General features: G+C 59.0%; 17 protein-coding genes and 1 tRNA gene. 8 read left to right on the top strand and 10 right to left on the bottom strand.

What is annotated here, in order from left to right; translation table 11 throughout:
* Positions 1-120 precede the first annotated feature (120 nt).
* Both KF784_05295 and KF784_05290 read left to right on the top strand, forming a co-directional pair.
* A complete protein-coding gene (locus KF784_05295; protein ID MBX3118458.1) occupies positions 121-1,356 on the top strand; it encodes a sensor domain-containing diguanylate cyclase in 1,236 nt (411 codons plus the stop codon).
* Positions 1,357-1,413: 57 nt separating this feature from the next.
* Entirely contained in the window at positions 1,414-2,406 is a 993-nt protein-coding gene (locus tag KF784_05290) for a M48 family metallopeptidase (GenBank protein MBX3118457.1), read from the top strand.
* A 33-nt stretch (positions 2,407-2,439) separates the two neighbouring features.
* Here KF784_05290 and KF784_05285 read toward each other — a convergent pair whose 3' ends face one another.
* The 3 genes from KF784_05285 to KF784_05275 all read right to left on the bottom strand — a co-directional run bounded on the left by KF784_05285 (position 2,440) and on the right by KF784_05275 (position 6,386).
* Positions 2,440-4,056 carry an amidohydrolase gene (locus tag KF784_05285; GenBank protein ID MBX3118456.1) on the bottom strand — a complete coding sequence of 539 codons (1,617 nt, stop codon included), beginning with the start codon at positions 4,054-4,056 and terminating at the stop codon, positions 2,440-2,442.
* 233 nt (positions 4,057-4,289) lie between these two features.
* Entirely contained in the window at positions 4,290-5,363 is a 1,074-nt protein-coding gene (locus KF784_05280) for a M42 family metallopeptidase (GenBank protein MBX3118455.1), read from the bottom strand.
* 123 nt (positions 5,364-5,486) lie between these two features.
* Positions 5,487-6,386, bottom strand: coding sequence for a phosphoribosylaminoimidazolesuccinocarboxamide synthase (locus tag KF784_05275; protein MBX3118454.1), 900 nt, complete (start codon positions 6,384-6,386; stop codon positions 5,487-5,489).
* A gap of 62 nt (positions 6,387-6,448) precedes the next feature.
* Here KF784_05275 and KF784_05270 point away from each other — a divergent pair, with 62 nt between their 5' ends.
* Positions 6,449-8,500 (top strand): ATP-dependent DNA helicase, encoded by a 2,052-nt coding sequence (locus KF784_05270; protein ID MBX3118453.1) that lies wholly within the window; start codon positions 6,449-6,451, stop codon positions 8,498-8,500.
* A gap of 198 nt (positions 8,501-8,698) precedes the next feature.
* Here KF784_05270 and KF784_05265 read toward each other — a convergent pair whose 3' ends face one another.
* The gene (locus KF784_05265) at positions 8,699-11,074 is read right to left on the bottom strand and encodes a VWA domain-containing protein (GenBank protein ID MBX3118452.1); all 2,376 of its coding nucleotides are present in this window, start codon (positions 11,072-11,074) and stop codon (positions 8,699-8,701) included.
* Positions 11,075-11,444: 370 nt separating this feature from the next.
* On the opposite strand from KF784_05265, the gene KF784_05260 reads away from it, so the two are divergent.
* The 3 genes from KF784_05260 to KF784_05250 all read left to right on the top strand — a co-directional run bounded on the left by KF784_05260 (position 11,445) and on the right by KF784_05250 (position 13,114).
* A tRNA-Ala gene (locus tag KF784_05260) sits at positions 11,445-11,520 on the top strand.
* Between the two features lie 89 nt (positions 11,521-11,609).
* The gene (locus KF784_05255) at positions 11,610-12,329 is read left to right on the top strand and encodes a DUF72 domain-containing protein (GenBank protein ID MBX3118451.1); all 720 of its coding nucleotides are present in this window, start codon (positions 11,610-11,612) and stop codon (positions 12,327-12,329) included.
* Positions 12,330-12,430: 101 nt separating this feature from the next.
* Positions 12,431-13,114 (top strand): DNA alkylation repair protein, encoded by a 684-nt coding sequence (locus KF784_05250; GenBank protein MBX3118450.1) that lies wholly within the window; start codon positions 12,431-12,433, stop codon positions 13,112-13,114.
* A gap of 152 nt (positions 13,115-13,266) precedes the next feature.
* Here the strand turns inward: KF784_05250 and KF784_05245 are convergent, their stop codons facing one another.
* Positions 13,267-15,153 carry a Xaa-Pro dipeptidyl-peptidase gene (locus KF784_05245; GenBank protein ID MBX3118449.1) on the bottom strand — a complete coding sequence of 629 codons (1,887 nt, stop codon included), beginning with the start codon at positions 15,151-15,153 and terminating at the stop codon, positions 13,267-13,269.
* A gap of 165 nt (positions 15,154-15,318) precedes the next feature.
* Here KF784_05245 and KF784_05240 point away from each other — a divergent pair, with 165 nt between their 5' ends.
* A complete protein-coding gene (locus tag KF784_05240; GenBank protein MBX3118448.1) occupies positions 15,319-15,858 on the top strand; it encodes a DUF4240 domain-containing protein in 540 nt (179 codons plus the stop codon).
* Between the two features lie 191 nt (positions 15,859-16,049).
* Here the strand turns inward: KF784_05240 and KF784_05235 are convergent, their stop codons facing one another.
* Entirely contained in the window at positions 16,050-17,231 is a 1,182-nt protein-coding gene (locus KF784_05235) for a carbon-nitrogen hydrolase family protein (GenBank protein ID MBX3118447.1), read from the bottom strand.
* 128 nt (positions 17,232-17,359) lie between these two features.
* On the opposite strand from KF784_05235, the gene KF784_05230 reads away from it, so the two are divergent.
* Positions 17,360-18,850 carry a potassium/proton antiporter gene (locus tag KF784_05230; GenBank protein MBX3118446.1) on the top strand — a complete coding sequence of 497 codons (1,491 nt, stop codon included), beginning with the start codon at positions 17,360-17,362 and terminating at the stop codon, positions 18,848-18,850.
* Here the strand turns inward: KF784_05230 and KF784_05225 are convergent.
* Genes KF784_05225 through KF784_05210 form a run of 4 tightly spaced genes read right to left on the bottom strand, consistent with a single transcriptional unit; the run spans position 18,847 to position 21,881 of the window.
* Positions 18,847-20,178 carry a replication-associated recombination protein A gene (locus tag KF784_05225; GenBank protein ID MBX3118445.1) on the bottom strand — a complete coding sequence of 444 codons (1,332 nt, stop codon included), beginning with the start codon at positions 20,176-20,178 and terminating at the stop codon, positions 18,847-18,849. The genes KF784_05230 and KF784_05225 overlap by 4 nt on opposite strands.
* 51 nt (positions 20,179-20,229) lie before the next feature.
* Positions 20,230-20,829 carry a mobile mystery protein B gene (locus KF784_05220; GenBank protein ID MBX3118444.1) on the bottom strand — a complete coding sequence of 200 codons (600 nt, stop codon included), beginning with the start codon at positions 20,827-20,829 and terminating at the stop codon, positions 20,230-20,232.
* Positions 20,826-21,284, bottom strand: coding sequence for a mobile mystery protein A (locus KF784_05215; GenBank protein ID MBX3118443.1), 459 nt, complete (start codon positions 21,282-21,284; stop codon positions 20,826-20,828). Before KF784_05215 ends, KF784_05220 begins: the two co-directional genes overlap by 4 nt.
* 54 nt (positions 21,285-21,338) lie before the next feature.
* Positions 21,339-21,881: a hypothetical protein gene (locus KF784_05210; protein MBX3118442.1), complete on the bottom strand. Its 543-nt coding sequence runs from the start codon at positions 21,879-21,881 to the stop codon at positions 21,339-21,341.
* Positions 21,882-21,970 lie beyond the last annotated feature (89 nt).

Genomic DNA, 21,970 nt, shown 5'->3' with positions numbered 1-21,970 from the left:
GGGGCCCAGGCCTGGTCAAATACGTAGGTATCTTTCCTTGCGCCAATTAGGCCAAATTCCGCCTTTTCTACTCTGTCGGGCACCATTAGGCGTCTAACAGTATTGAGCGTTATTGGAAAGATGAGGCTACAAAACCTCTACAATTCGGAAGCTTGGGCTGTGCTGAGCAGCCTTTATCGTGCCGTCGCGATCGTTCATCGTGACGGACGCGTTCTGCTGTCTGGCGGCGAGTTCGGCAAAAACCTTTCCACATTCCTCGAAACGCTGGACGAGCCGTACCTTAACAAACTTGGGCGTGGGCTGTCAGGCGAAGCGATTGAATTCCTGCACGACATCAACCGAAGCGACTTACCTGAGCTTCTAAAGCTGAAGCCGCTAGAGGGTGAGGACGGCAAAGTTGAAGCGGTCCTTGTGACAGCGGAAGATGCCCCCGCTGAGATGCTCAGGCAGACCGACGTGCAGGCGCGTCTCAACGAATACGAGTTCATCATTCGCAACATCCGGCAGGGGATTTGGCAGCTCGACGACACAGGAATCGTGGTGGAATGCAACCCGTATCTGGCGCAATGGCTCGAGTACGAAGAGTCGGAAGTGATCGGGGCTCACGCCAGTCAGTTTATGGTCGGAACCGACTTGAAGTCGGTGACGGCGAGAGAGACCTGTGCGAATTTTGAAGCGGAGTTCTTGACCAAGAGCGGTATCCGTCGCAATGCACTTGTTTCTACCTGCCCCACCTTGAATTCGGAAGGGCACGTTGCTGGAACGATCGACATCATCACGGACATCACCGCCGAACATGCACTTCACTCACGGCTTGTGAGCGAGGTTCAAAAGATGGCGAAACTCGCCAGCATCGACGCCCTAACGGGTGCGGCGAACCGACTGACTTTTGACACGGTTTTGGAGAACCTGACGGAGGAAGCCGAAAAGGCTCCATTTGGCGTGGTGGCCATCGACCTCGACTTCTTCAAACAGGTGAACGACACGTACGGTCATCCGGCTGGTGATCGCGTGCTCGTCGAAGTCGTAAACAAGCTTGAACAGTTAGTTCGTAGCTCCGATATCGTGGCTCGGCTCGGTGGCGATGAGTTCGTCGTGCTGCTTGCCGACGCCACCCCCGAGCGAACGGAACAGATCGCCAAGCGATTGCGTGACCGTCTGCAGTTCTATTTGCCGGTGGATGGCAACAAGATTCCAGTTCATGTGTCTGTTGGCTGGGCTCATAGCTCGGAGGGTGTGGCAGATATCGTTTCTCGGGCCGACCGGATGCTCTATGAGGGCAAACGCAAGTCCCGCGATGGACATTCTATCGCCGACCTTGCGGGATGGATCGATAAGCGACCCGAAATCTTATGATTCGTGGGCAACGCTGAACCTCTGCTTTACGTTTAGCCGTATAGGACTAAGCCGGGTATGAGACGATCCCTTCACGAACAGATCGCAGCGAATAAGCGCGCGAGCTTCATCTACGCCACCTTTCTTGTCATTTTGCTGGCGGGCATTGGGGCGACTACGGCTGGCCTTTACAAGCCGGAGTATTGGCCTCTGGGCGCAGGCGGAGCCGCGCTTTTGGGGCTGATTGTGGCGTTGGTTGCCCGCTATGCAGGCTCCAAGATCATCCTAACAATGTCGGGTGCTCGCGAGGCCACCGGTGAGGAGCACCGAGTGCTGAACAACGTCGCCGAGGAGATGGCGATCGCGGCGGGAATTCCCGTTCCCAAGGTGATGGTGATCGACGATTCGGCGCCAAACGCCTTTGCCACCGGGCCCGATCCCAACCGCGCTGTCGTTGTGTTTACTACCGGCATCATCGCCAAACTCGACCGTGAAGAGCTTCAAGGGGTGATGGCGCACGAGATTGGCCATATCCGAAACTACGACATTCGGTTTATGACCACGATTGCGATGGTTGCCGGCTTAATCCCCCTGTTTGCCGATGGTCTTCGGCGCTCACTTTGGTACGGTGGGGGACGCCGGAGCCGCGGCAGCGGCAACAGCAATGACAACAGCGCCATCATCTTCATGGTGTTGGCGATCTTGCTGGCTATCCTTGCTCCGCTGTTTGCCAAGCTGCTAGAGCTGGCGGTAAGCCGTCAGCGGGAGTTTCTTGCCGACGCCACCGCTGCCGAACTCACCCGCTACCCTGAGGGCCTTGCGCGGGCGCTGGAGAAGATCAGCGGGGATCACGAGCATCTGGAGTCGGCCAATCGCGCTACCCAACATATGTACATCGTCAACCCGATGAAGCTGAATTCCGGCGGGGCGAGCCTCTTTAGCACCCACCCGCCGATCCAGGAGCGGTTGAAGCGTTTGCGCGGGACGATGGGGCATCGCGCCGAGGCTCCTAAAGATTGGTACGATCCGCTTGATGAGGTGGAGTCGCAGGTTGAGCAGAAGGGCGGGTAGCAGCCGTGCTGAGGCCGTTGTCAGCAGAGGCGACTACCCCCCAAAAACCAACCGTCCAGCCACATAGACCGCTTTCGGCTTGACGGTTCGGAAGTCCACACCCTTTTCAAAGGGCGACTTGTTCAGGACCACAAAATCGGTGTGGTAGCCGATCGCCAGCCGCCCGACCTCGTTCTCCATATACATCGCGTAGGCTCCACCGCGAGTGTAGGCATCCAGGGCTTCGTCGATGGTGATCGCCTGCTCGGGCACCCACACCTTGCCCGTGAGGATGACGGAGCGTACCGCCGCATCGATCCCGGCCCAAGGGTCGATGGTGACCACAGGCCAGTCCGACCCGAAAGCTAGCCTCGCTCCCGACTTCAATAGGCTGCGGTAGGCATAGCTCGACTCGCTGCGTTCGTGGCCGATGATGTCGTCGCAGTACCGGCCGTCGTCGGCCTTGTGATACGGCTGCATCGAGGCGATGACGCCAAGCTGGCCGAAGCGGGGGATGTCGGCAGGGAGCAAGTGCTGCGCGTGCTCAATCCTGAACCGCTTGCCGTTGAGCTTTGGAACCTTTGAAAACAGGTCGAGCACGTCGTGATTGGCCTGGTCGCCGATGGCGTGGACGATCACCTGATGCCCCAGCTCGCCCGCTTCGACAAAACGCTTGGCGTAAGTGCCATCGACCGCGCCTGGCATCGGCACGCCGCGCCAGTCTTGAGCCTGGTTTTCGAGCGGCTTGGTGAAAGGATTGTGCATGAAAGCGGTTCGGGATCCGAGCGAGCCGTCCATATACGCTTTCACCCCGTTCGGGAAGAACCAGCCTGGAATTCGGGGTGTGTTTTTGAGCGTTGCAAAGGCCTGTCCCCAGTCGGTGCGGCTATAGAATCCCACCCTTAATGAGGGCTCAGCAGTTTTGTAGTAGCGCTGGTACAGCCCGACATTGCCCGGACTTGAGATGTCGCTCACTGCCGTCACACCGTAGCGGTTGGCCTCTTTGACAGCCGCGAGAAACCCCTGGTATTGGTCTTCGAGCGTGGTGTTGGGCATCTTGATGAGGCCCATCGCGGTCTCGCGCAGCATTCCGGTCGGCTCTTTGGTGACGGGGTCGCGGTCGATCACTCCACCCGGAGGGTCGGCCGGGCCATCCTTATCGATCTTGGCGAGCTTTAGCGCGGCGGAGTTGGCGACGAGGCTATGGCCGTCCATCCGCCTAAGAACCACCGGACGGTCCCCTGTGAAACTGTCGATCCAGTCCTTCGTGGGCTGCGGAGCCCCGGGCCAGCTCTCCGCCGACCACGCATAACCGAGGAGCCATTTTCCTGCGGGGAGCTTGGCATTGAACTCACGGACGAGACGAATAAAATCTTCTTTGCTCTTTGCACCGCGCAGGTTCAACTGCTCGCTCAGTCTGATGCCGCCCTCCATGAGGTGCGCATGGGAGTCGATCAGGCCAGGGATCACAACGGCGCCTTTGGCGTCGACGGTTTTGGCCCCTTCTGCGAGAATCAGGTTTGATCGCTTGCCGACGAAGATGATGCGCCCATTCTTAGAGCCAATGCAGTCAGCGGTTTGCAGGCTTCCGTCGGTCCAGACTTTGGCGTTGATGACGGCAAGGTCAGCTTCAGCGGTCTGGGTGAGAAGCATGAGAGCGAAGGCAAGCATGGGATTATTCTACAACTTGCTGGGAATGTAAGGATTGTAAGGGGTAAGGGTTGTAAGGGCAGGGCGATTCTCTAAAAGGACTCGTCGGGCACGCAACGGTCTCCATCCGGCTTTGCTTGAAGAGGGAAAGAGACTTTCAGTTATCTTTGCCACCCCCCACCGCGCCGAGCGGGAGGGTGACATCTTACGACCCCACGCCTTACAATCCTTACCCCTTTACAACCCTTTCTTCTCTACATAATTCTCGGCGTAAAGTCCGTGTCCGGCTTCACCTGTCGACAATATGCCGCCATCAGCCGGGCGCAGTCCTCGACGTCGGTGATCGAAAGCAGCTCGCAAGGCGTGTGCATATACCGCAGCGCCACGCCCAGAATCCCGACCGCCATGCCGCCCATGTTGAGCTGCATCGCGTTGCCGTCGGTGCCCGTCCCGCCCGCCGCAACATCCACCTGATAGGGGATCTTCTCTTTCTTTGCGCCGTCCAGAAGCAGCTTAAAAGTGATCGGGTTCGTGTTGGCTCCCCGCATGACCGACGGCCCCTTCCCAACGTCCAACTGACCGTAGCGGGACTTGCTGAGGCCGGGATAGTCGATGGCGTGGTTTACGTCTACGGCGAGGCCAGTTTGTGCGCCGATTCCGTAGCTTGCCGTCCGCGCGCCGCGCAGGCCGATCTCTTCTTGTACCGTGGCAACGGCGTAAACACCGACGTTCTTATCCAGCCCGCCCTTCTTTTTGAGCAACCGCAGTGCCTCGGCCACGATAAAGGAGCCCATCTTGTTGTCAAACCCTCGGGCTACGGCGCGGTCGCCCATTAGAGCCTGATACTCCCACTGATACGTTGCCACGTCGCCAAGGCTGATCAACTTCTCGACCTCTTCGCGGTTGGATGCGCCGATGTCGATCCAATAATCCTTCACCTCGGGCTTCTTCTTGCGCTCGTCGTCTTCCAGCAAGTGAATGGCTTTGCGTCCAATCACCCCGGGGACTCGCTCTTTGCCGTGAATCCACACTCGCTGACCAACGATGATCGCGCTGTCGTGTCCGCCGATGGTGCTGAAATAGAGCATTCCCTGATCGTCGATGTAGTGGACGATGAAGCCGATCTCATCCATGTGCCCGGCGAGCATAATCTTCATCTCGGCGTCGGGGTTAGCGATCGCCCAGACATTTCCGTGGACGTCGGTGTGAATCTTGTCGGCGAAGTCTTTGCAGTATTGGCGGTAAACCTCCGCCGCGTGTTCTTCATAGCCGGACGGAGACGGCGTGTTGACGATCTCTTTGAAAAAGTCGAGGGATTCTGCTCGCATGGGCTCTAGTTTGGCGCAAAGAGGGAGCTTGGCGTTCTAACGGTGCGTTGCCAAACAACGAAATAGGCGGCAAGCTGGGTCATGTTTCACACAGAGGCGCAGAGTTCGCAGAGGGGCCGGGGGTTAAAGCGCTGAGAACTCTCGTCCAGTGATGCGCCGGAACGCCTCCAGATACTTTTCTCGCGTTTTCATCACGATCTCGTCTGGCAGCTCTGGGCCAGGGGGTGTCTTATCCCAATCTAACTTTTCCAGATAGTCGCGGACAAACTGCTTGTCGTAGCTGGCCTGGGGTCCGCCCGGATCGTAGGAAGATGCCTCCCAAAAGCGCGACGAGTCGGGGGTCAGCACCTCATCAATGAGAATGATCCCATCATCCGTCACTCCAAATTCGAACTTCGTATCGGCGAGGATAAGCCCTTTCGTGGCCGTGTACTCGGAGGCTTCTGTGTAGAGCTTTAGTGTCCAGTCCCGAAGCTGCTCGGCGGTTTCTCGGCCTAAAACGTTGATCATCTCGGCAAAGCTCATGTTCTCGTCGTGCCCGGTTTCGGCCTTGCTGGCGGGGCTGAAGATCGGTTCTGGGAGCTGGGAGCCGTCGACAAGCCGGGTGGGTAGTTTGAGTCCGTGGACGTCGGGGCCAAGCCTTTTGTACTCTTTGAAGAGCGATCCGGTGATGTAGCCACGAGCAACGCATTCCACCGGTACGGTCTTGGCTTTTTTGACCAACATACTTCGTCCGTACAGATCCGGCCCAAATCCTTCGACCTTGGAGGCGATCTCCACGGGGTCGATGCTGATCATGTGGTGAGGAACGATATGTTGAAGCTTATCGAACCAGAATGCACTGATTTGGGTAAGAACGCGCCCCTTGTCGGGGATGCCGTTCGCCATGATAACGTCGAATGCGGAGATGCGGTCGGAGGCGATGAAGAGGAGCTGATCGCCCAGATCGTACACTTCGCGGACCTTGCCTTTTCGGGGCGGAGGCAGGTTCGGGAGAGACGTGGCCATCAGGGCGGTGGACATGCGGAGAATTATGGCATTCCTTAGCTGATCGCCGACAGCTATTCAGTGCCAAACTATCCCGCATGGGCAACGCTCACCAAACTATTCAGGAAGCTTATGAGCGGCTCAAGGCGCTTCCGGGGTTTGTCGAGCGGGAAAACCAAATCCAACTCTCCTATCTCATCTCCGACTGCATCGAAGGCAAAGCCACCGGCGCATTTGAGGCTCCCACCGGCCTTGGAAAGTCTCTGTCCGCGCTGATTCCTGCCATTGCCCACGCCGCCGAATCGGGCAAGCGCATCGTCATCGCCACCTACACCAACGTCCTTGCCGAGCAGTACTGGCGCAAGGATTTGCCGCTTGCGATGAGCCTCTTTGAAGAGCCGGATATCAAGACCCAATTCCTGATTGGGCGGCAGCGATATGCCTGCCAAGCCGAGATCAACCCTTTGAACGCGGCAGCCTTGCGCGAGTTTCAAAGAGAGGCCAAGCTGGGGATCGAGAGCGAATTTCGTGCTTTGGTAAAGCTCCCCACACGTGACCAGTTCAAGCTTTGGCAGGAGATCACCGTCCCCCCGGTATGCCCTTCAAGGCTGTGCCCACTGTACAACTCGTGCTACTACTACAAGGCCAGACGCACAGCAGAAAAAGCCCACATCGTGATCACCAATCACAGCGTTGTCGTGCAGGATGCACGCCTGAAAAGGGTTTCCAAGGGCGAGGTCGGGATGCTGGGGCAATACGATTTCCTCATCATCGACGAAGCCCACGACTTCCCAAACGCCGCCGCCAGCGCGCTCGAATTTGAACTGAGCGAGCGCTCCATCGGGCTGATGATGGGCCTGGCGACGAGGATGGAGACGGCGGTGGTGGAGACCGCAATCCAAGCCGGTGAGGGCAAATTTTGGCAGGCGCTTTGTGAGGGATTTCGGGTTGAGTTTTCAAAGATCCAGGGCGACCTTCAAAAGTATTCGCAACAGCTTGGCCGCCCGGGGATTCTCACCGCTGCGCCGTCCGAGCTTGAGCAGATCCAGCGCATCAAAGACAGCATGACCCACGAACATTTGGAGCTTGCCCAAGATTTGGCAGCGGCTTCTGGCGATTTAGCGATGCACTACTTCAAAGAGTCGGGGCGGATGACCGAACGCTGGCGAGACGAGGAGCGGCTGCCCAAAACCGTGATCGATGAGGCAACGGAGGCGATCCGCAACTATCGGCTTTACATCGAGGACTTTGCGTTCGGCTGCAATCGCATCTTTACGCCGGAAGGTGTGTCTGTCAGTTACGTGGGAGACTCTCCGGCGGGGGCGAGGCTACGGCACGACGTCATCGGTCTGGCGGGCCCGCTTACGGAGTTGCTTTGGAGCAAGACGCCGAGCGTTTCAATGTCGGCAACCCTTGCGCTCGACGACTCGTTTGAGTTCTACCAAGACCTTGTTGGGCTAAGCCTAGATTTTTCAGAAATCCTCCCCTCGCCGTTCGATTTTGACACCCAGGCCGCGCTGTACCTGCCCCCCGCGAACAGCATTCCCGACCCGACCGTTGCTCGACGCGAAGCCCGAGAGCTTGAATATCACATGGCGATCGCTCGTGAGCTATCGCACATCATCAACCTGATGCAGGGACGCACTCTCGCGCTGTTCCACAGTCGGCGCGAGATGGAGATGGTGCACAGCATGCTTGATGTTCGTGCCGACTTCCCGGTTTATATGCAGCGCATGAGTGGGGCCGCATCGGTCGGAGAGCGGTTCAAGAAGAACATACACTCTTCGCTCTTTGCGGTGCGTTCGTTTTGGACCGGGTTCGACGCGCCAGGAGAAACGCTGTCCTGCGTGGTGCTGGTGCGGGTGCCTTTTGAGGTCCCCATCGACCCTCCGCAAGTCACCCGCAACGCATGGCTCGCCAGTCAAGGCCGCGATCCTTTCTTTAGCTATTCGCTGCCGATGGCCAAGATGATCGTGCGGCAAGGGGTGGGGCGGTTGATCCGGCAAGACGATGATCGGGGGCTGATTGTGCTGCTTGATCCCCGTTTGCGAACGAAACCGTATGGCGAAAGTATCCTCGCCAACCTGCCGCCCGGACTGCGAACGTATGCGAATCTTGAGGATGCAGTTGGATGGCTGGGGCTGGGGTGATCGGGATTTCGGATTTTAGATTTTGGGTTTTCGAGTGTCCAGTGTTTGTGCCTCAGCCGTTCCTCCGGTTTAGGCTGTACGAGCATCCATGTGTAGCCTCAATTCTAAGGAGGATTGAGGCATGGAAGGCAGCGATGAATTGGGAAGGAGGAACCCCTCCTCATCAAGTCTTCGACTTAGACAAGGAGGGGCCGTTTCTTATTGCCGCTTCACAATCGAGTCGATTCCTTTGTGCTGCGCGATGCTCTTAAGGCGTTCGACTGTGACTTCAGCAATCACCAGCTTCTTGCCGGTGACGGCAGGGTGGTCGATGGTTGCCGAACTTGTCAGGTTCTTGCCGAGGAGATTGGAGGCTTCCTCCGAGCAGGTGATGTAAACCATCGCCTTATCCTCCGGCTTCATGTCGCGGAGCTCTTTGCTAACACGTGTGATGTAATAGAACTTCTCGCGGTCGGCAGGGGTGAGCTTGGCGACCAGCTTTGCCATCGACTCGGGCTTGACCATTCCGGCGATCTCGATAACCTGGTCGGGGTTCTCCCTGAGAGCCTTTGCCAGATCGTAGTTCTCTCTGACGACGATCGAGTTGTCGGATGGGTCATAGCCGATGTAGGCTACGTTGCCTCCTACCGATTTGTCGGCAGAACTGGTTGCGGGTGGGCCAGAACCTCCACCACCGAAGCCACCCCCGCCTGTGCTACCGCCTGTGCCACCGCCGCCGCGCGCGAGACCCTTAAGAGTTGCTCCGGTCGATACAAGCCCTTGACCAGGCGATAGACGGCGATCCATTTCGCCGCTGCCCATATCCACGCCATCGGCCATATTCACGGGCACATCGACCGTGATCTGCTTGCCGCCGACGTTCACCACTCGCTGCTCAACGGCAACGAACGACGTGTACTCCGTCATGATTCCATAGCGCAGCCCGATGTTTGTGATCTCGGTGACGAACTGCTTGAAGTCTCTGTTTTGCCACTGCGCCATCATCATCTGACCCTGAAGGTCGCCGACGTGACGTCGAGCCCAAAGCGTCGAGATGGCGGAACCGTCTTGATCCCGCTCGGGAAAAGTGACGGGAATGACGCGTGTCCACGGCTCGCCACCAAGCTTGCCGGTGACCGTGATGCTTCCACGTCCGGCCTGGGTGTAGCGTCCGGTAATGACCACCGGCTTGGCGCTGAAAACGTCTTCAATGGCGCGGGGCGTTACATCGAAGATCGGAACACCCTCCACCTTTACCGTGATGTCGGTAAGAATCGGGTTCTGGGTGCGCTGGACAAACCGTTCGACTGCTTTGTCCGAATCGGCAGCCAGTGTGACCACTTCGGCATCGCCACGCCCGGCTCGGCTCATCTCGTCGATGAGGAAACGGTTGACGCTGTTGCCGATCCCGAAAGTGAACATTCGGGTGTTGCCGCTTCGTGCTTCGATTGAGCCGATGATCCGGCTTTCATCGCCCACATAGCCGTCGGTGTTGAAGACGACAAGGCGCAAGCGACTGGAATCCTCAACCACGTTGAGAGCGGCCTGAACCGCTGCGTAGAGCTGCGTACCGCCATTGGCCTGGAGGTCGCCTATGAACTTGTCGGCAACCTCAAGCAACTGGCCCGAAGCCTTCTGCGGCGTCTTCCAGAGGTACTTTACGTCGTTGCTAAAGCCGAGCACGGTAAAGGTGTCGTTCGGGTTCAGCGTTCTAATCAGCTTCTTGGTCAGCTCTTTGGATTTGTCGATGGGGAATCCGCTTTGGCTCCCACTCTGGTCGATCACGAAGATCACCTCTTTTGGGGCGATTTGATCGGGAGCCGGAATCTTCGGCGGGTTCAGAATCAACGTAAAGAAACCGCCCTTGTCTGCATCGGCGTGAGTGAGGAAAGCATCTTGAATCTGGTTTCCAGCCACGGAGTAACGCAGAATGAAGTCGCGATTGGGAATCTCGTCCTTCTTCGCGAGGGTGATAGCCGCCTTGTTCGGTCCGTTCTTTTGCGTTGTGACCTGGTGCAGCTCTGACTCGATCTTGCCCAGGGCCGTGCCCGCGTCGAGGTTCACCTTGAGCGTGATGTCCGTTCCGACGCGCACTCCCGGGGGTGCGGTCGGCGGGCTGATCTTGCCGGGATCGGGAGCGTTGCCGAGGAAGCGCGGGCCCACGACCATCGGATAGACAAACTCGAACTTGTCGTCCTCATACTTCAAAATCTGCACGTAGCTGATCTCGACCTCAATCGTCGCGCCAGGCATGATGTTTGCCACCGACTGCGTAAAGATGTTTGGTCGTTCCTGGTCGAGCAATCCCGCCACGCGTCCTTGATTCTTGGCGGTTTCGTAAATCTTTCGTGCCTCCTCGCGCTTTTTGATGACGGCGTTTATGACGCGGTCGCCCATCCGCAGGCTCATCCGATCCACGGCGGCGTCATGGGGTAGCGGGAAGGTGTAGATTGCCTCGATGGGCGTTATTGATGGGTTGGTAAAGGTTTGGCGCACGTTGACGCGCGCTCCGTAACCGGCAATATCGGCCTGGACGTCCGTCTTCTTCAACGGGCACATGCCGAGCATTTTTCCGTCCGGGCCGACGATTTCCATGCTGCCCGGTGTTTGTCTATCGGCGGGCGGGAAATACCCTGCGCCTCCTGGATGTTGTCCTGTTGCCACGATGGCAAAAGTAGCTAGCAATGGTAAAAGTAAAGCCCCTCTCATTGTCTTCTTCTCCCGCAGGTCAGACCTTTCGGACCGCGCCGCGTTTCGGTTTTTGTAACTTTTGAGTGTCGGACAAGGTGGGTATTGTTCAATGAAGGAAGTAAGGGCCGTAAGGAGCAAGGAGAATTCTGGGGACCTCCCTCCCCCAGCCCCTCCCTCCATTTCCGAAAAAAATGGAAGGAGGGGAGTCTGAGCAGCTTCCGGGCCCTTCTTGACGCCGGATTCCGGCATGGGCCACAATAGGATTCCTTCGTGTGGGGGCATAGCTCAGCTGGGAGAGCGCTTGCATGGCATGCAAGAGGTCAGGGGTTCGAGCCCCCTTGCCTCCACCAAAATCCTTCGGGATTTGCGATTTTGGATTTTGGATTTACACCTTCCGATTTCCGATCTCCAATCACCTCTCCCATGCCACACTTCCCTCATGGCAGAGATTCGCGTCGGGATGTCAGGGTATGCGTACCCAGAGTGGCAGGGTGAGGGGCTTTTCTATCCGCCTGGACTGGCGAAGTCCAAATATCTGACCTTTTATGCCAGCCGGTACGGGACGGTGGAAGGCGTTGGGATGTTCCGGTCGATGCCAGCCGAATCCACCGCCGCCAAGATCATCAAAGAGTGCCCGCCGAGCTTCCACCTTTCCCCAAAAATGAACCAGTCGGTGACCCACTTCAAGAGGTTGAAGCCTGAAAGCCTGCCCGTCGTTGAGGAGTTTTTGAAGCCTTTGGCAGAGCTGGAAGCCAAAGGCATGATGGGGCCGACTTTGATCCAATTGCCGCCCAACTTTGCCGCCAACCTGGATGTTTTGGAGGCGTTTTTGGCGGGCATTCCGCATCGACCGACGCTGCGGTGGGCGGTTGAGTTTCGGCATCCGTCATGGCAAACCCCAGAGACGGAAACCTTGCTGAAAAAGCATGCGGTGGCTTGGGTTGCCGACGACACCGACGATGCCGACGCTGTCATTCGTGAAACCGCCGACCACCTTTATGTGCGGCTGAGGAAAACCGAATATTCAGATGCCAACCTAAAGTCTTGGGCGGCACGCCTGAAGTCGGTTGGGCAAGATGCGCACGTTTACGTCCGGCATACAGATGTTGAGTCGCCGTGGCTCTGGGCAGATCGTTTGGTTGAGTTGGTCGGAGAATAGGGTGAGGGCAGTAGAACGCCAAGAGCAGGGTCTCGGAATGCCTTCGGTCGTTGATCTTGCAAGGAGTCATACGTCCGGCCGGACCGGAGTACAATCCCCCCATGACAGTCAAAGAAGTGATGGCCCGGCTGGAGTCGATGGGCGACGAGAAGCTGAAGAAGATCAACCTCCGTAACGGGGCGACCGAGAACCAGTTCGGCGTCAAGATGGGCGATCTGCGCAAGATTGCGAAGGAGATCAAGCTCAACCCCGAGCTGGCAAAGCAGCTGTGGGAGACGGGCCACTGGGAAGCCCAGCTCCTCGCCACGCAGCTGATGAAGCCCAAAGAGCTGTCGGCGGACGAGCTTGAGGCAATGGTCGCCTCGGTGCCCTTTTCCGAGACGGTGATCTTCTCCCAGCTTGCCGACTGGCTGGTCTCCTATGTCGTGAAGCAACACCCGCAGAAGGAAGAGCTGCGCCAAAAGTGGATGGCCTCTGATCATCGAATGCTGGTCCGGGCGGGATGGAGTCTCACCGCCGAGCGCATCGCCAAATCCCCCGACGGGCTGGACGTTGTCGGGCTGCTCGATAGGATCGAACGCGAAATGGGAAGCGTGCCGCCCATGTCGCAGTGGCCGATGAACCACTGCCTCGCCGAGATCGGGATCAACTTCCCCGAGCTGCGGCCTCGCGCCATCGCCATCGCCGAAAAGATCGGAGCGTTCAAGGATTATCCGGTGTCAAAAGGCTGCACGTCCCCCTTCGCCCCCATCTGGATCGGGGAGATGGTCAAGCGTCAGGGGTGAGGGGAAGCCGTTCTCATATCCCTGTGCACAACAGCAGCGAATGCAACGGAGACTTGCGTGAGTGGCACCCCCTCCCTGTTCGCTACGCTCACAGCCTCCCCCATCAAGGGGGAAGACACGTCTTTGATGCTTTTAGATTGGGGTCTTCGTTGCTATCCACCGGAGGCTTTAACAAACGCCCCTGCCCCGCCAACCACCGGCAACACAATCCGCGTTGCGTCCAGGTCCACCGTCAGCTTCGTCCCCGCCTTGGGCCAGATCGTAAAATCCCGGTCGCTGGAAAGGATCATCAGCGCAATCCGCTTTCCAGCCGGGATGATCTGATCGTCCGGCTGCAGGTCAAACGTCAGCGTTACAAACTCCCCAGGCTTCAGGGGCGTCCCCCGCTCCATCGAATCAAAGTTGCCGCCCTTCGTCAGCGACTTGTGGTTCTGCGGGTCGGCCCAGCCCCGCGTGATCAGGTTGGACGTCCCGATCGGCCCGTCGGTCCAGGGCAGCTGAACCAGATAGACCGACAGGTTTGCCGCCGGAGCGCTGGAAGCCAGCCGAATCGTGATCCGTGCTGTGCCAGAAAGGTGAACCGCCTCGGTCAGCTCGGGCGTAGCGTAGATCAGACGGTTGGGCGATTCGGCAGCCTTGGCAAGCGTCGCTGCGTCGAACTGCACGTCGTCGGTCAGATCCTCTTTCCCGGCTGCCGGCGACTTCTTCGTACCCAATCCGCCCATCTTCGACCCGCCCGCCGATAGGAAGAAGGTGACCGGCTTGGCGTCGGGGTGGGGATAGTCGGCATATTCGGTCGGCGGCGGGTTGGGTCCGCGCGGAGCGCCGGGTTCACGCTCCCGCACGATGTACGCCTTCGGCCCTGTCTCCACGCCGTTCTGAACCCCATAAAGGAACCGCGTGAACCACTTGTTCATCAGCTCCAAAGGGGGGTCGCCGCCGTGCCCACCCTGATGGAAATACTGCACCAAAGGCACCCGCCCGCGCACCGCCTCGCTGATGCGCACACTGTGCTCGGGGATGACGTTCCAATCGTTGAAGGCGTGAGCCATCAGCACGGCGCATTTGATGTTTTTGGCATACGGCAACAGGTCGCGCCCGGCCCAAAAAGCGTTGTAGTCTCCCGTGACGCGGTCGCGGCCCTTGACGAACTCCCCATCCCGATACAGCCGATTCGCCGTCTCTCGCCGCGCCGGATCGCCGCTGTTGATGAAGTCGTAGAGCGAGTCGATGTCCTCGCCCAGCCACCCGCCCGGATGCCGCACCAGGCCGTTCGAGCGGTAGTAGTGGTAGTAGGAGGTGTTCGGAGCCACCGGGATGATGCACTCCAGCCCATCCACGCCGGTCGTCGCCGCCGCTACCGGGAGCGTCCCGTTGTAGGAAGTCCCCGTCATGCCGACCTTGCCTGTACACCAAGCCGCCTTCACCTCAATCGTTCCGTCGTAGCTGGTGAACCCCTTCGCCCGACCGTTCAGCCAATCGATCACCGCCTTCGGGGCAAGCCGCTCTGCATCGCCGCCCACCGTCGGACACCCGCCCGAAAGCCCCGTTCCGGGGGCTTCGGAATGGACCACCGCAAACCCGCGCGGAACCCACGTCCGCACCAGCGAATTTGAAATCATCGTCCGGTTCGGGTCGAACCGGACCTCCGGGTGAGCCGTCCGTGCGGGCGGCTCCACGCCCAGCTCATGCTTCACATCCCAGAGGATCGAGCGTCCGCTTGCCGTGCCCGCAAAGTAGGGGGACGACTCGTAGATTACGGGCACCTTCAGCCCTTCCGTCTCGGTCTGCTTTTGGCGCGTCACATCCACGTGCACACGATCCTTCTTGCCGTCTTTGTCCGAATCGAACTCTGTCTCCACCCAAAGCCGCTCGCGAATCCAATCGCTGGCGTTTGAGAATGCAGGCACGACCTGCGCCTGACCATTTTCGAAGATGGGCTTGGCGCGCGCCTCCTGCGCTATTGCTATGGCAAGCGGCAAAGTGGCGGCAACAAAAGCGAGGCCAACACGGGAGATAAGCGATTTGACCGGAAGCATGACATTCCGATTATAGAGGAATAAGGGATGGATCATGCTTTCAACTTTGATTGAGTCAATCTCGGTTCAAGAACCCTTCGGAGCTGGGTTGACCAAATACGGGGGCAAGCTTTGGCTTCATCAATCATTACCGAGGGACGTTCATTCTTTGACTTCTCTGGCGGTATGATTCGCAAAATTATGGATATCAATGCATTCTGGAACACCATTGACCAAGCACGTGGAGCCGCTCCTGGCACGGCCGCACCAGACAAACCCAGCGCAAGTGAAGATGCGCTGAATTCGATCCTCTCCAAGCTCCCCATCACAGAAGTACAAGACTTCGGCAGACACTTCAACGATCAACTCATCCGCCTGAATAGGTGGAGCGTTTGGGGTGCTGGTTATGTGATCGCTGGCGGCATGAGTGACGACAGTTTTCACTACTTCCGGTCATGGCTAATTGGCAAGGGCAAAAGCGCAGTTGAGCTTGCCCTTTCCGATCCCGATGCGCTCGGCCCGTATGTGACTGAGGAGGATGAGGAAAACGGAGTCGATAATGAAGGGCTGGAGTACGTCGCGGTCGGCATCTTAGAAGAAGCCGAAGTGGACGACCCAAGGGACAATGCAGACACTTATGCAGACGACGATCCTCAAGGGGAGCCGTTCGATGAGGACACCGTCGCGGAGCAGTATCCCAGGCTCGCCCAGCAGTTTTGGGATTAGAGTCAAAGTAGGCTAGTGAATCAGAGCAGTCCTATTGCTCGTCCGGGTTCAGGCTTTAGTAGCACTGGTTCACTATCCAGTACTCTTCTGCTTGTTGCTTTTCGTTGTATAGCTCGGCTGTCTTTCTCGATCCGTTGCTGAATCCGAAGCGCTATTTTGACGCCAATTACTATTATCGGGGATTACATTGATCACGGTGTTGCAACCTTCAACTCTCCATAAACAATCTCCGACCCGTACAGGCTGTGCGACGTCGCCAGGATCTCCCCTTCCGGACCGTAGATCGTGGAGAACCCATACCCAAACCAGGGCTGAGGGCTGTCCACGCTCCAGTTGGCCCCGACGACATAGTGCTTGTACGGCTTGATGCGCGCGGGCAGGAGGTGCCAAAACCAGTCGGCGGGGTGGCTGTCCGAAACCCAGGCGATGGGATACAGCAGCGCCCAAATCTGCTTCGGCTTGAGCTTCTCCAGGATGGTGTGGATGTCGAAGCAGATCGCTAGGCCAACGCGACCGTACTCGGTGTCGTAGGTTTGCACGCCAAGGTCGCCGGGGCTTGCCCACGACTTTTCGGGGTAGGGCCAGGGCGTGAGCTTGCGGTAGTGAGCCACAATCTCCCCTTTCGGCGACGCGAGACAGACCGTGTTGTAATACTTGGGAATCTCCTGATTGGTCGAAGGCACCACCTCCACAAACGGAACCGTCACGTAGATGCCCAGCCTCTTCGCCAGCTCCCCGAAGGCTTTGGTAGACGGGCCAGGAACCTGCTCGGCATGAGTCTTGGGGTCAAGGCCCTTGGCATATACGGGTTCCATGGGCCAGCCGTCCAGCCGCCAGTTTGTCTTGAGGTCCTGCGAAAGGTAGCCCGTGATGCTGGCTTCCGGCAGCACGACGATCTTCGCGCCGTTCTTAGCGGCTTCTTCCACCAATGCGATCAGCTTTTTGCGGTTGGCGCTGGGGTCTGCCATCATCGAGGAACACTGGATGGCGGCGACCTTGACGGTCTTGGGCTTTGGCGGTGCGGCGTCTTGGGGGGCCGAAGCGGCGATTAGGAGAGCGGGGATGAGCGAGAGCATAATCGGGGTAACGATCTGACGCGCGTCGGGTTCAGTGGGTGCTTCTCTTATTGTGGATTTGGGATTGTGGAGGCCTCCCTCCCCTGACCCCTCCCATCCTTTGGCTTGGGCTGGAGGGTCATCGTCCCTGATGACCAAGAGCTTTTGGACACTGAGGACAGTGTTTCTCCAGCCTGAGCTGAGGAGTGCGGGGCGTCCAAGATTGTGGAGCCCGGACTTTCGGGTGGAGCTTCCACGGGCGGGACGCCCGTGGAACGCATGGGCGAGACGCCCATGCCACGCCCAAACCCTGCTCATTTTCTACCCTCCCCGGATAATGAACCCCCACCCCCTGACCCCTCCCTCCATTTCGGAAAATGGAGGGAGGGGGATTCTTGCCACGTTGCCAAAATCCCGGGCTGGAAGGGATTCGGCTAAACTAGAATATGTCGCACGGAGGCCCGACGGCTATCGCCCTTCTGCTGGGCGCGGTTTTCCTCGTTCTGTGCGTCTTTGCGAGCAAACTTTCGTCACGGCTGGGCGTTCCTGCGCTGGTTCTCTTCATCGGAATCGGGATGCTGGCGGGCAGCGAAGGCCCCGGCGGCATCCCTTTCAGCGACTTTGCCCTGACCAAAGAGCTGGGGATGATCCTGCTTGGGTTCATCCTCTTTTCGGGCGGGCTGGATACCGACTGGAAGCACATTCGCCCGGTAGTGTGGAGAGGACTCTCGCTCTCTACCATCGGCGTGCTGGCGACGGCGGGCCTGATCGGTGCGTTCGCCAACGCCTTTCTCGGCTTTACGATACTTGAGGGTCTGATTCTGGGCGCGATCGTCTCCAGCACCGACGCGGCTGCGATCTTCAGCGTTCTGCGCGGGCGCGGACTGGTATTGAAGCATCGCATCGCTCCGCTTCTTGAGGTCGAATCCGGCTCAAACGACCCGATCGCCGTGCTCTTGGCGGCTGGGCTGACCGACCTTGCCACGAACCCCGAAAGCTCGCCGTGGACGCTGGCGCTCAGCGTGGCCCAGCAGATGCCGATGGGGATTCTCGTCGGCTTTGTGATGGGCAAGGGCGCGGTGTGGCTGATCAACCACTTGCGCCTGGAATATGACGGGCTGTATCCGATGATTACGATTGCTGCCGCCGCCGCGACCTACGGCATCGCGCCGTATGCGGGCGGGAACGAGTTCATCGCGGTGTATGCGGCGGGCGTGACCTTGGGGAGCAGCGTCTTCGTCCACAAGATCAGCCTGGTTCAGTTTCACGACGGCATCGCGTGGCTGCTGCAGATCGCGGTCTTTGTCGCGCTTGGGCTGCTGGCGTTCCCTTCGCAGGTCTTGAAGGTGGTGGGCCCGGGCATTGCGCTGGCCTTGTTCATCATGATCTTTGCCCGCCCGATCGCGGTGAACATTGCGCTGTTCCGAGTGAAGATGACACGGCGGTCGAAGCTGTTTGTGGCCTGCGCGGGCCTGCGCGGGGCATTCCCGATCATCCTGGCGACGCTCCCTGCGCTTGCCGGACAGCCGAAGGGACAGACCATCTTCAACCTTGTGTTCTTCGTCGTGGTGGTTTCGGTGTTGGTGCAGGGCGCCGCGCTGCGGCCCTTGGCGAAGCGGCTGGGGGTTTTGGCAGAGCGTCCGGCGGGCGGCGATCTGCAGCCTGCGCAGCATTCCGAGCTGATCGAAATCGTTCTGGACCCGCAGTCGCCTTCGGTTGGGAAGCAGGTGGTGGAGCTGGGGCTGCCCGCGACCGCGCTGATCGTTCTGCTCAAGCGGGGAAGCTCGAACTACATTCCGCGCGGGAGCACGATTCTGATGCCGGGGGATCGTCTGCTGCTCGCTACGCGCCGGGAGGATCACGACGAGCTGAGGCTGAAGATCGGGGGTGTGCAGACTTTGCGGGACTCTGAGGCCGTCGCAGGCGACCCGGCTTAAAATTCCTCTTTGCGTTCACTTTTTCGGCCTGCCCGACGCTCTTGCATCTTCCGCTCGTAGCCGATTTCTGTGGGTTCGTAGTAGGGGGTCGACCAGTCTCCTTCCGGCATGTACGGCTGATCCACCCAATGCCCGGGGTGGTCGTGCGGATACTGGTATTCCTTGCCGTAGCCGAGGTCTTTGTAGCCCTGGACAGGGGCGTTGCGCAGGTGGTTGGGGATGGGGGTGAGCGGCTTGTTCGCCACATCCTCCTTGGCTTTGCCGATGGCGAGATAGGCGGCGTTGCTCTTGGGGGCCTCGCAAAGGTAGGTGGTGACCTGGGCCAGAGTCAGCTGGCCTTCCGGCATCCCGATCCGCTCGACCGTCTGTGCGCCGGCGGCGGCAACCACGAGACCCTGCGGGTCGGCGTTTCCGATGTCCTCGCTGGCAAGGATAAGGAGTCGGCGCATGATAAAGCGGGGATCCTCCCCCGCCGCGAGCATCCGAGCTAGGTAGTGCAGAGCCCCATCCGAATCGGACCCGCGCACGGACTTGATGAACGCGGAGATGGTGTCGTAGTGATAGTCGCCCTGCTGGTCGTAGCGGAGGGCAGGCCGCTGAAGCACCTGCTCGATCATCTCCAGCGCGATCTCGCCCGCCATGACGCTTTGCATGGAGGCGGATTCCAGTGCGTTGAGGGCGAGGCGGGCGTCGCCGTCGGCACACTTCACCAGATGAGCCAAGGCCTCATCCGAGATCGTCAGCCTTCGCCCGCCCAGCCCGCGCTCCACATCCTCAAGCGCATTCCGAACGAGCTGTTCGATGTGTCGAGATTCCAGCGGCTTCATCACGAGCACTCGCGCGCGGGAAAGCAGCGCGGGAGCCAGCACGAAGAACGGGCTTTCGGTGGTGACCCCCACCATCTCGAAGGTGCCATCCTCTAGGTAGCCTAGCAGACTGTCCTGCTGGGTTCGGTTGAAGTGGTGGATCTCGTCGAGGATGACGAGCGTCCGCCGACCGTTGAACTTGAGGCGCTCTTCGGCGGCTTTGGCGATGGCGCGGACGTCGGCGACGCCGCTGGTGACGGCGCTTTTGGCTTCCACCTCGGCGTCGGCGTATCTGGCGATGAGGTAGGCCAGCGTGGTTTTGCCGCATCCGGGCGGGGCCCAGAGGATGACCGAGCCGAGGGAGCCCTCCTCGATGGCGGTTCGGGTGGGGAGTCCGGGGCCGATGAGGTGTTCTTGCCCAACGTATTCGTCCAGCGTGCGCGGGCGCATCCGCGCAGCCAAGGGGAGGTTCTTGGCGGCGTTGGCTTGCTTGCTGGCGGCGAAGAGGTCGTTTTGGTTCATCGGTCGGGCTTGCTCTTTCTACGCAGGATACAGGGTTGAGTCAACATACGGTCAGACGTCTTTCGGCAAAGTGTAGAGAAAGGCGCACAGGGGTTGCAGGTCATGCGCGTCCGCCTTGCGAAGCGCGTCGATGTAGCGGGCCCGCACTTCTCCAGGCTCATCGAGGCTTGCCGCGCCCCAATCCGGCATGGGCCAGCCACGGCTCATGCAGAGCAGATCGGTCGCCAGCCGCGCATGTCTGCCGTTGCCGTTTGGGTAGGCATGGATCGCCACGAGGCGATGATGAAATCGGGCAGCGATTTCCGTCGGGGGATAGGTTTCGGCCTGCATCCAGAGCTGAGTATCTTCCGTCAGATTCTTGATCTCCTCGCCGATGCGATAGGCTTCGACGCCAAGGTTTTTCTGCGTCGTGCGGTATCGCCCAGCCCACTTCCAGGTGCGGTCGAACATCCGCTTGTGCAGCAGTCTGAGCGTCTCGGGCTCCAGCAGGCGGACCATCATGCGTCGGCTGTTCTCGGCCCAGGCAATCGTTTGCGCGATGTTGACGGCTTCGAACTCGTTCAGTTCGGCACGGGCAGCGAGCTTGGGTATGAGCCCCTCTGCCTCCGCGGGATCGATCGGCGTCGCACCGACGGGAAGGCCTTCATTCATTCCCACAGCCGCGCATCCCCCCGCTCCACGATTTCGCGAGCCATACTGCCGATCATCTCCTGCAGCACCGCGTCGGAAACGCTCTGCGATTCCAGGGCCATCGTGTGCCCCACGCGCCCGATGCGCTCTCTCGCCAGTTCAAAAGCGCGGTCTTCGACCGCTTCGGCGAGCGGTTTGCGCGGGATCAGGACGACGCTGACATCGCACCCCAGCGCATCGGCGGCGGCGCGCAGGCGATTGAGCGTGATGGAGCCGGAGATTTCGGCTTGCTCGATCTGGTGAGCGGTCGACTGTGCGATCCCTAAGCGACGCCCAAAGGCGGCAAGGCTCATCCCAAGGGCTTCACGCACCGTGCGCACCCAACCCGTCTCCGGCGTGGAGGGCAGCAGACCCTTCAGCGTTTGGATCTGCCGGTCAAGCTGGCGTCTTCGCAATAGGCGCTGCCCTTGGTTCATTCTTCTATTATATATGATGTTTACATCAATAAATCTTCATTTATAAATGGAGATTTAAATATCTCTGATGTATCTTCCGGTCAGGACAGAGTCATCTGAAAAGGCCTGTGAAGGTGATGCAAACTCATCCTCAAGCTTCTGGAAACGCCAATCCTCGCCTATCTTCCTCAAAACCCAAGTTCCCCTGAGCTTCACCCCTTGGAAGCGCAGGAGGACGCGCCTTTGGTTCATGCCTTCTATCATCGCGGCTTCTCGGCTCGTGCCGGGTTCTGCGACGATCGTGAACGTGCCGCGATCCCACATGAGGAGTGGTCCGGCTCCATAGTGACCGGCCTCAATCCTCAGCTCAAGGTCCAGACATCGCTTGTCATGATCGTTCATCGGCAGGGTCCTGACGGACCTTTTGGGGTTTGGCGAAGGCTTTGAGACGAGCACCCAATCCTGAAGGACCTTCCCGAGCTCAAGGCGCAGGTCGAAGTGATGGCGGGTTGCCCAATGCTCGTGGACGACGAATTGGAGCGGATCTTCTACAGCGCAAAGGAAGCTGTACTGGAGCGGGCGGGCGGGATCGTCCGCCCGATACTTTCGAACTGGCATAGCGAATCACCTTCAATAATAGTAGACATTATTATACATAAATATTCAAGATAACTCAAGCACTCAGGCAGTGCGTGGACGCATCGTTT

Source organism: Fimbriimonadaceae bacterium (genome assembly GCA_019638775.1).
Classification (GTDB): Bacteria; Armatimonadota; Fimbriimonadia; order Fimbriimonadales; family Fimbriimonadaceae; genus JAHBTD01.
The sequence above is the reverse complement of the archived record's forward strand: the minus strand, read 5'-3'. Positions and strand labels throughout refer to the sequence as shown.

Bases quoted from the DNA above. Each gene is read 5' to 3' on its own strand.
- KF784_05295 (MBX3118458.1), top strand. From the start codon at position 121: ATGAGGCTACAAAACCTCTACAATTCGGAAGCTTGGGCTGTGCTGAGC.
- KF784_05290 (MBX3118457.1), top strand. From the start codon at position 1,414: ATGAGACGATCCCTTCACGAACAGATCGCAGCGAATAAGCGCGCGAGC.
- KF784_05285 (MBX3118456.1), bottom strand. From the start codon at position 4,056: ATGCTTGCCTTCGCTCTCATGCTTCTCACCCAGACCGCTGAAGCTGAC.
- KF784_05280 (MBX3118455.1), bottom strand. From the start codon at position 5,363: ATGCGAGCAGAATCCCTCGACTTTTTCAAAGAGATCGTCAACACGCCG.
- KF784_05275 (MBX3118454.1), bottom strand. From the start codon at position 6,386: ATGTCCACCGCCCTGATGGCCACGTCTCTCCCGAACCTGCCTCCGCCC.
- KF784_05270 (MBX3118453.1), top strand. From the start codon at position 6,449: ATGGGCAACGCTCACCAAACTATTCAGGAAGCTTATGAGCGGCTCAAG.
- KF784_05265 (MBX3118452.1), bottom strand. From the start codon at position 11,074: ATGGAAATCGTCGGCCCGGACGGAAAAATGCTCGGCATGTGCCCGTTG.
- KF784_05255 (MBX3118451.1), top strand. From the start codon at position 11,610: ATGGCAGAGATTCGCGTCGGGATGTCAGGGTATGCGTACCCAGAGTGG.
- KF784_05250 (MBX3118450.1), top strand. From the start codon at position 12,431: ATGACAGTCAAAGAAGTGATGGCCCGGCTGGAGTCGATGGGCGACGAG.
- KF784_05245 (MBX3118449.1), bottom strand. From the start codon at position 15,153: ATGCTTCCGGTCAAATCGCTTATCTCCCGTGTTGGCCTCGCTTTTGTT.
- KF784_05240 (MBX3118448.1), top strand. From the start codon at position 15,319: ATGATTCGCAAAATTATGGATATCAATGCATTCTGGAACACCATTGAC.
- KF784_05235 (MBX3118447.1), bottom strand. From the start codon at position 17,231: ATGAGCAGGGTTTGGGCGTGGCATGGGCGTCTCGCCCATGCGTTCCAC.
- KF784_05230 (MBX3118446.1), top strand. From the start codon at position 17,360: ATGTCGCACGGAGGCCCGACGGCTATCGCCCTTCTGCTGGGCGCGGTT.
- KF784_05225 (MBX3118445.1), bottom strand. From the start codon at position 20,178: ATGAACCAAAACGACCTCTTCGCCGCCAGCAAGCAAGCCAACGCCGCC.
- KF784_05220 (MBX3118444.1), bottom strand. From the start codon at position 20,829: ATGAATGAAGGCCTTCCCGTCGGTGCGACGCCGATCGATCCCGCGGAG.
- KF784_05215 (MBX3118443.1), bottom strand. From the start codon at position 21,284: ATGAACCAAGGGCAGCGCCTATTGCGAAGACGCCAGCTTGACCGGCAG.
- KF784_05210 (MBX3118442.1), bottom strand. From the start codon at position 21,881: ATGCCAGTTCGAAAGTATCGGGCGGACGATCCCGCCCGCCCGCTCCAG.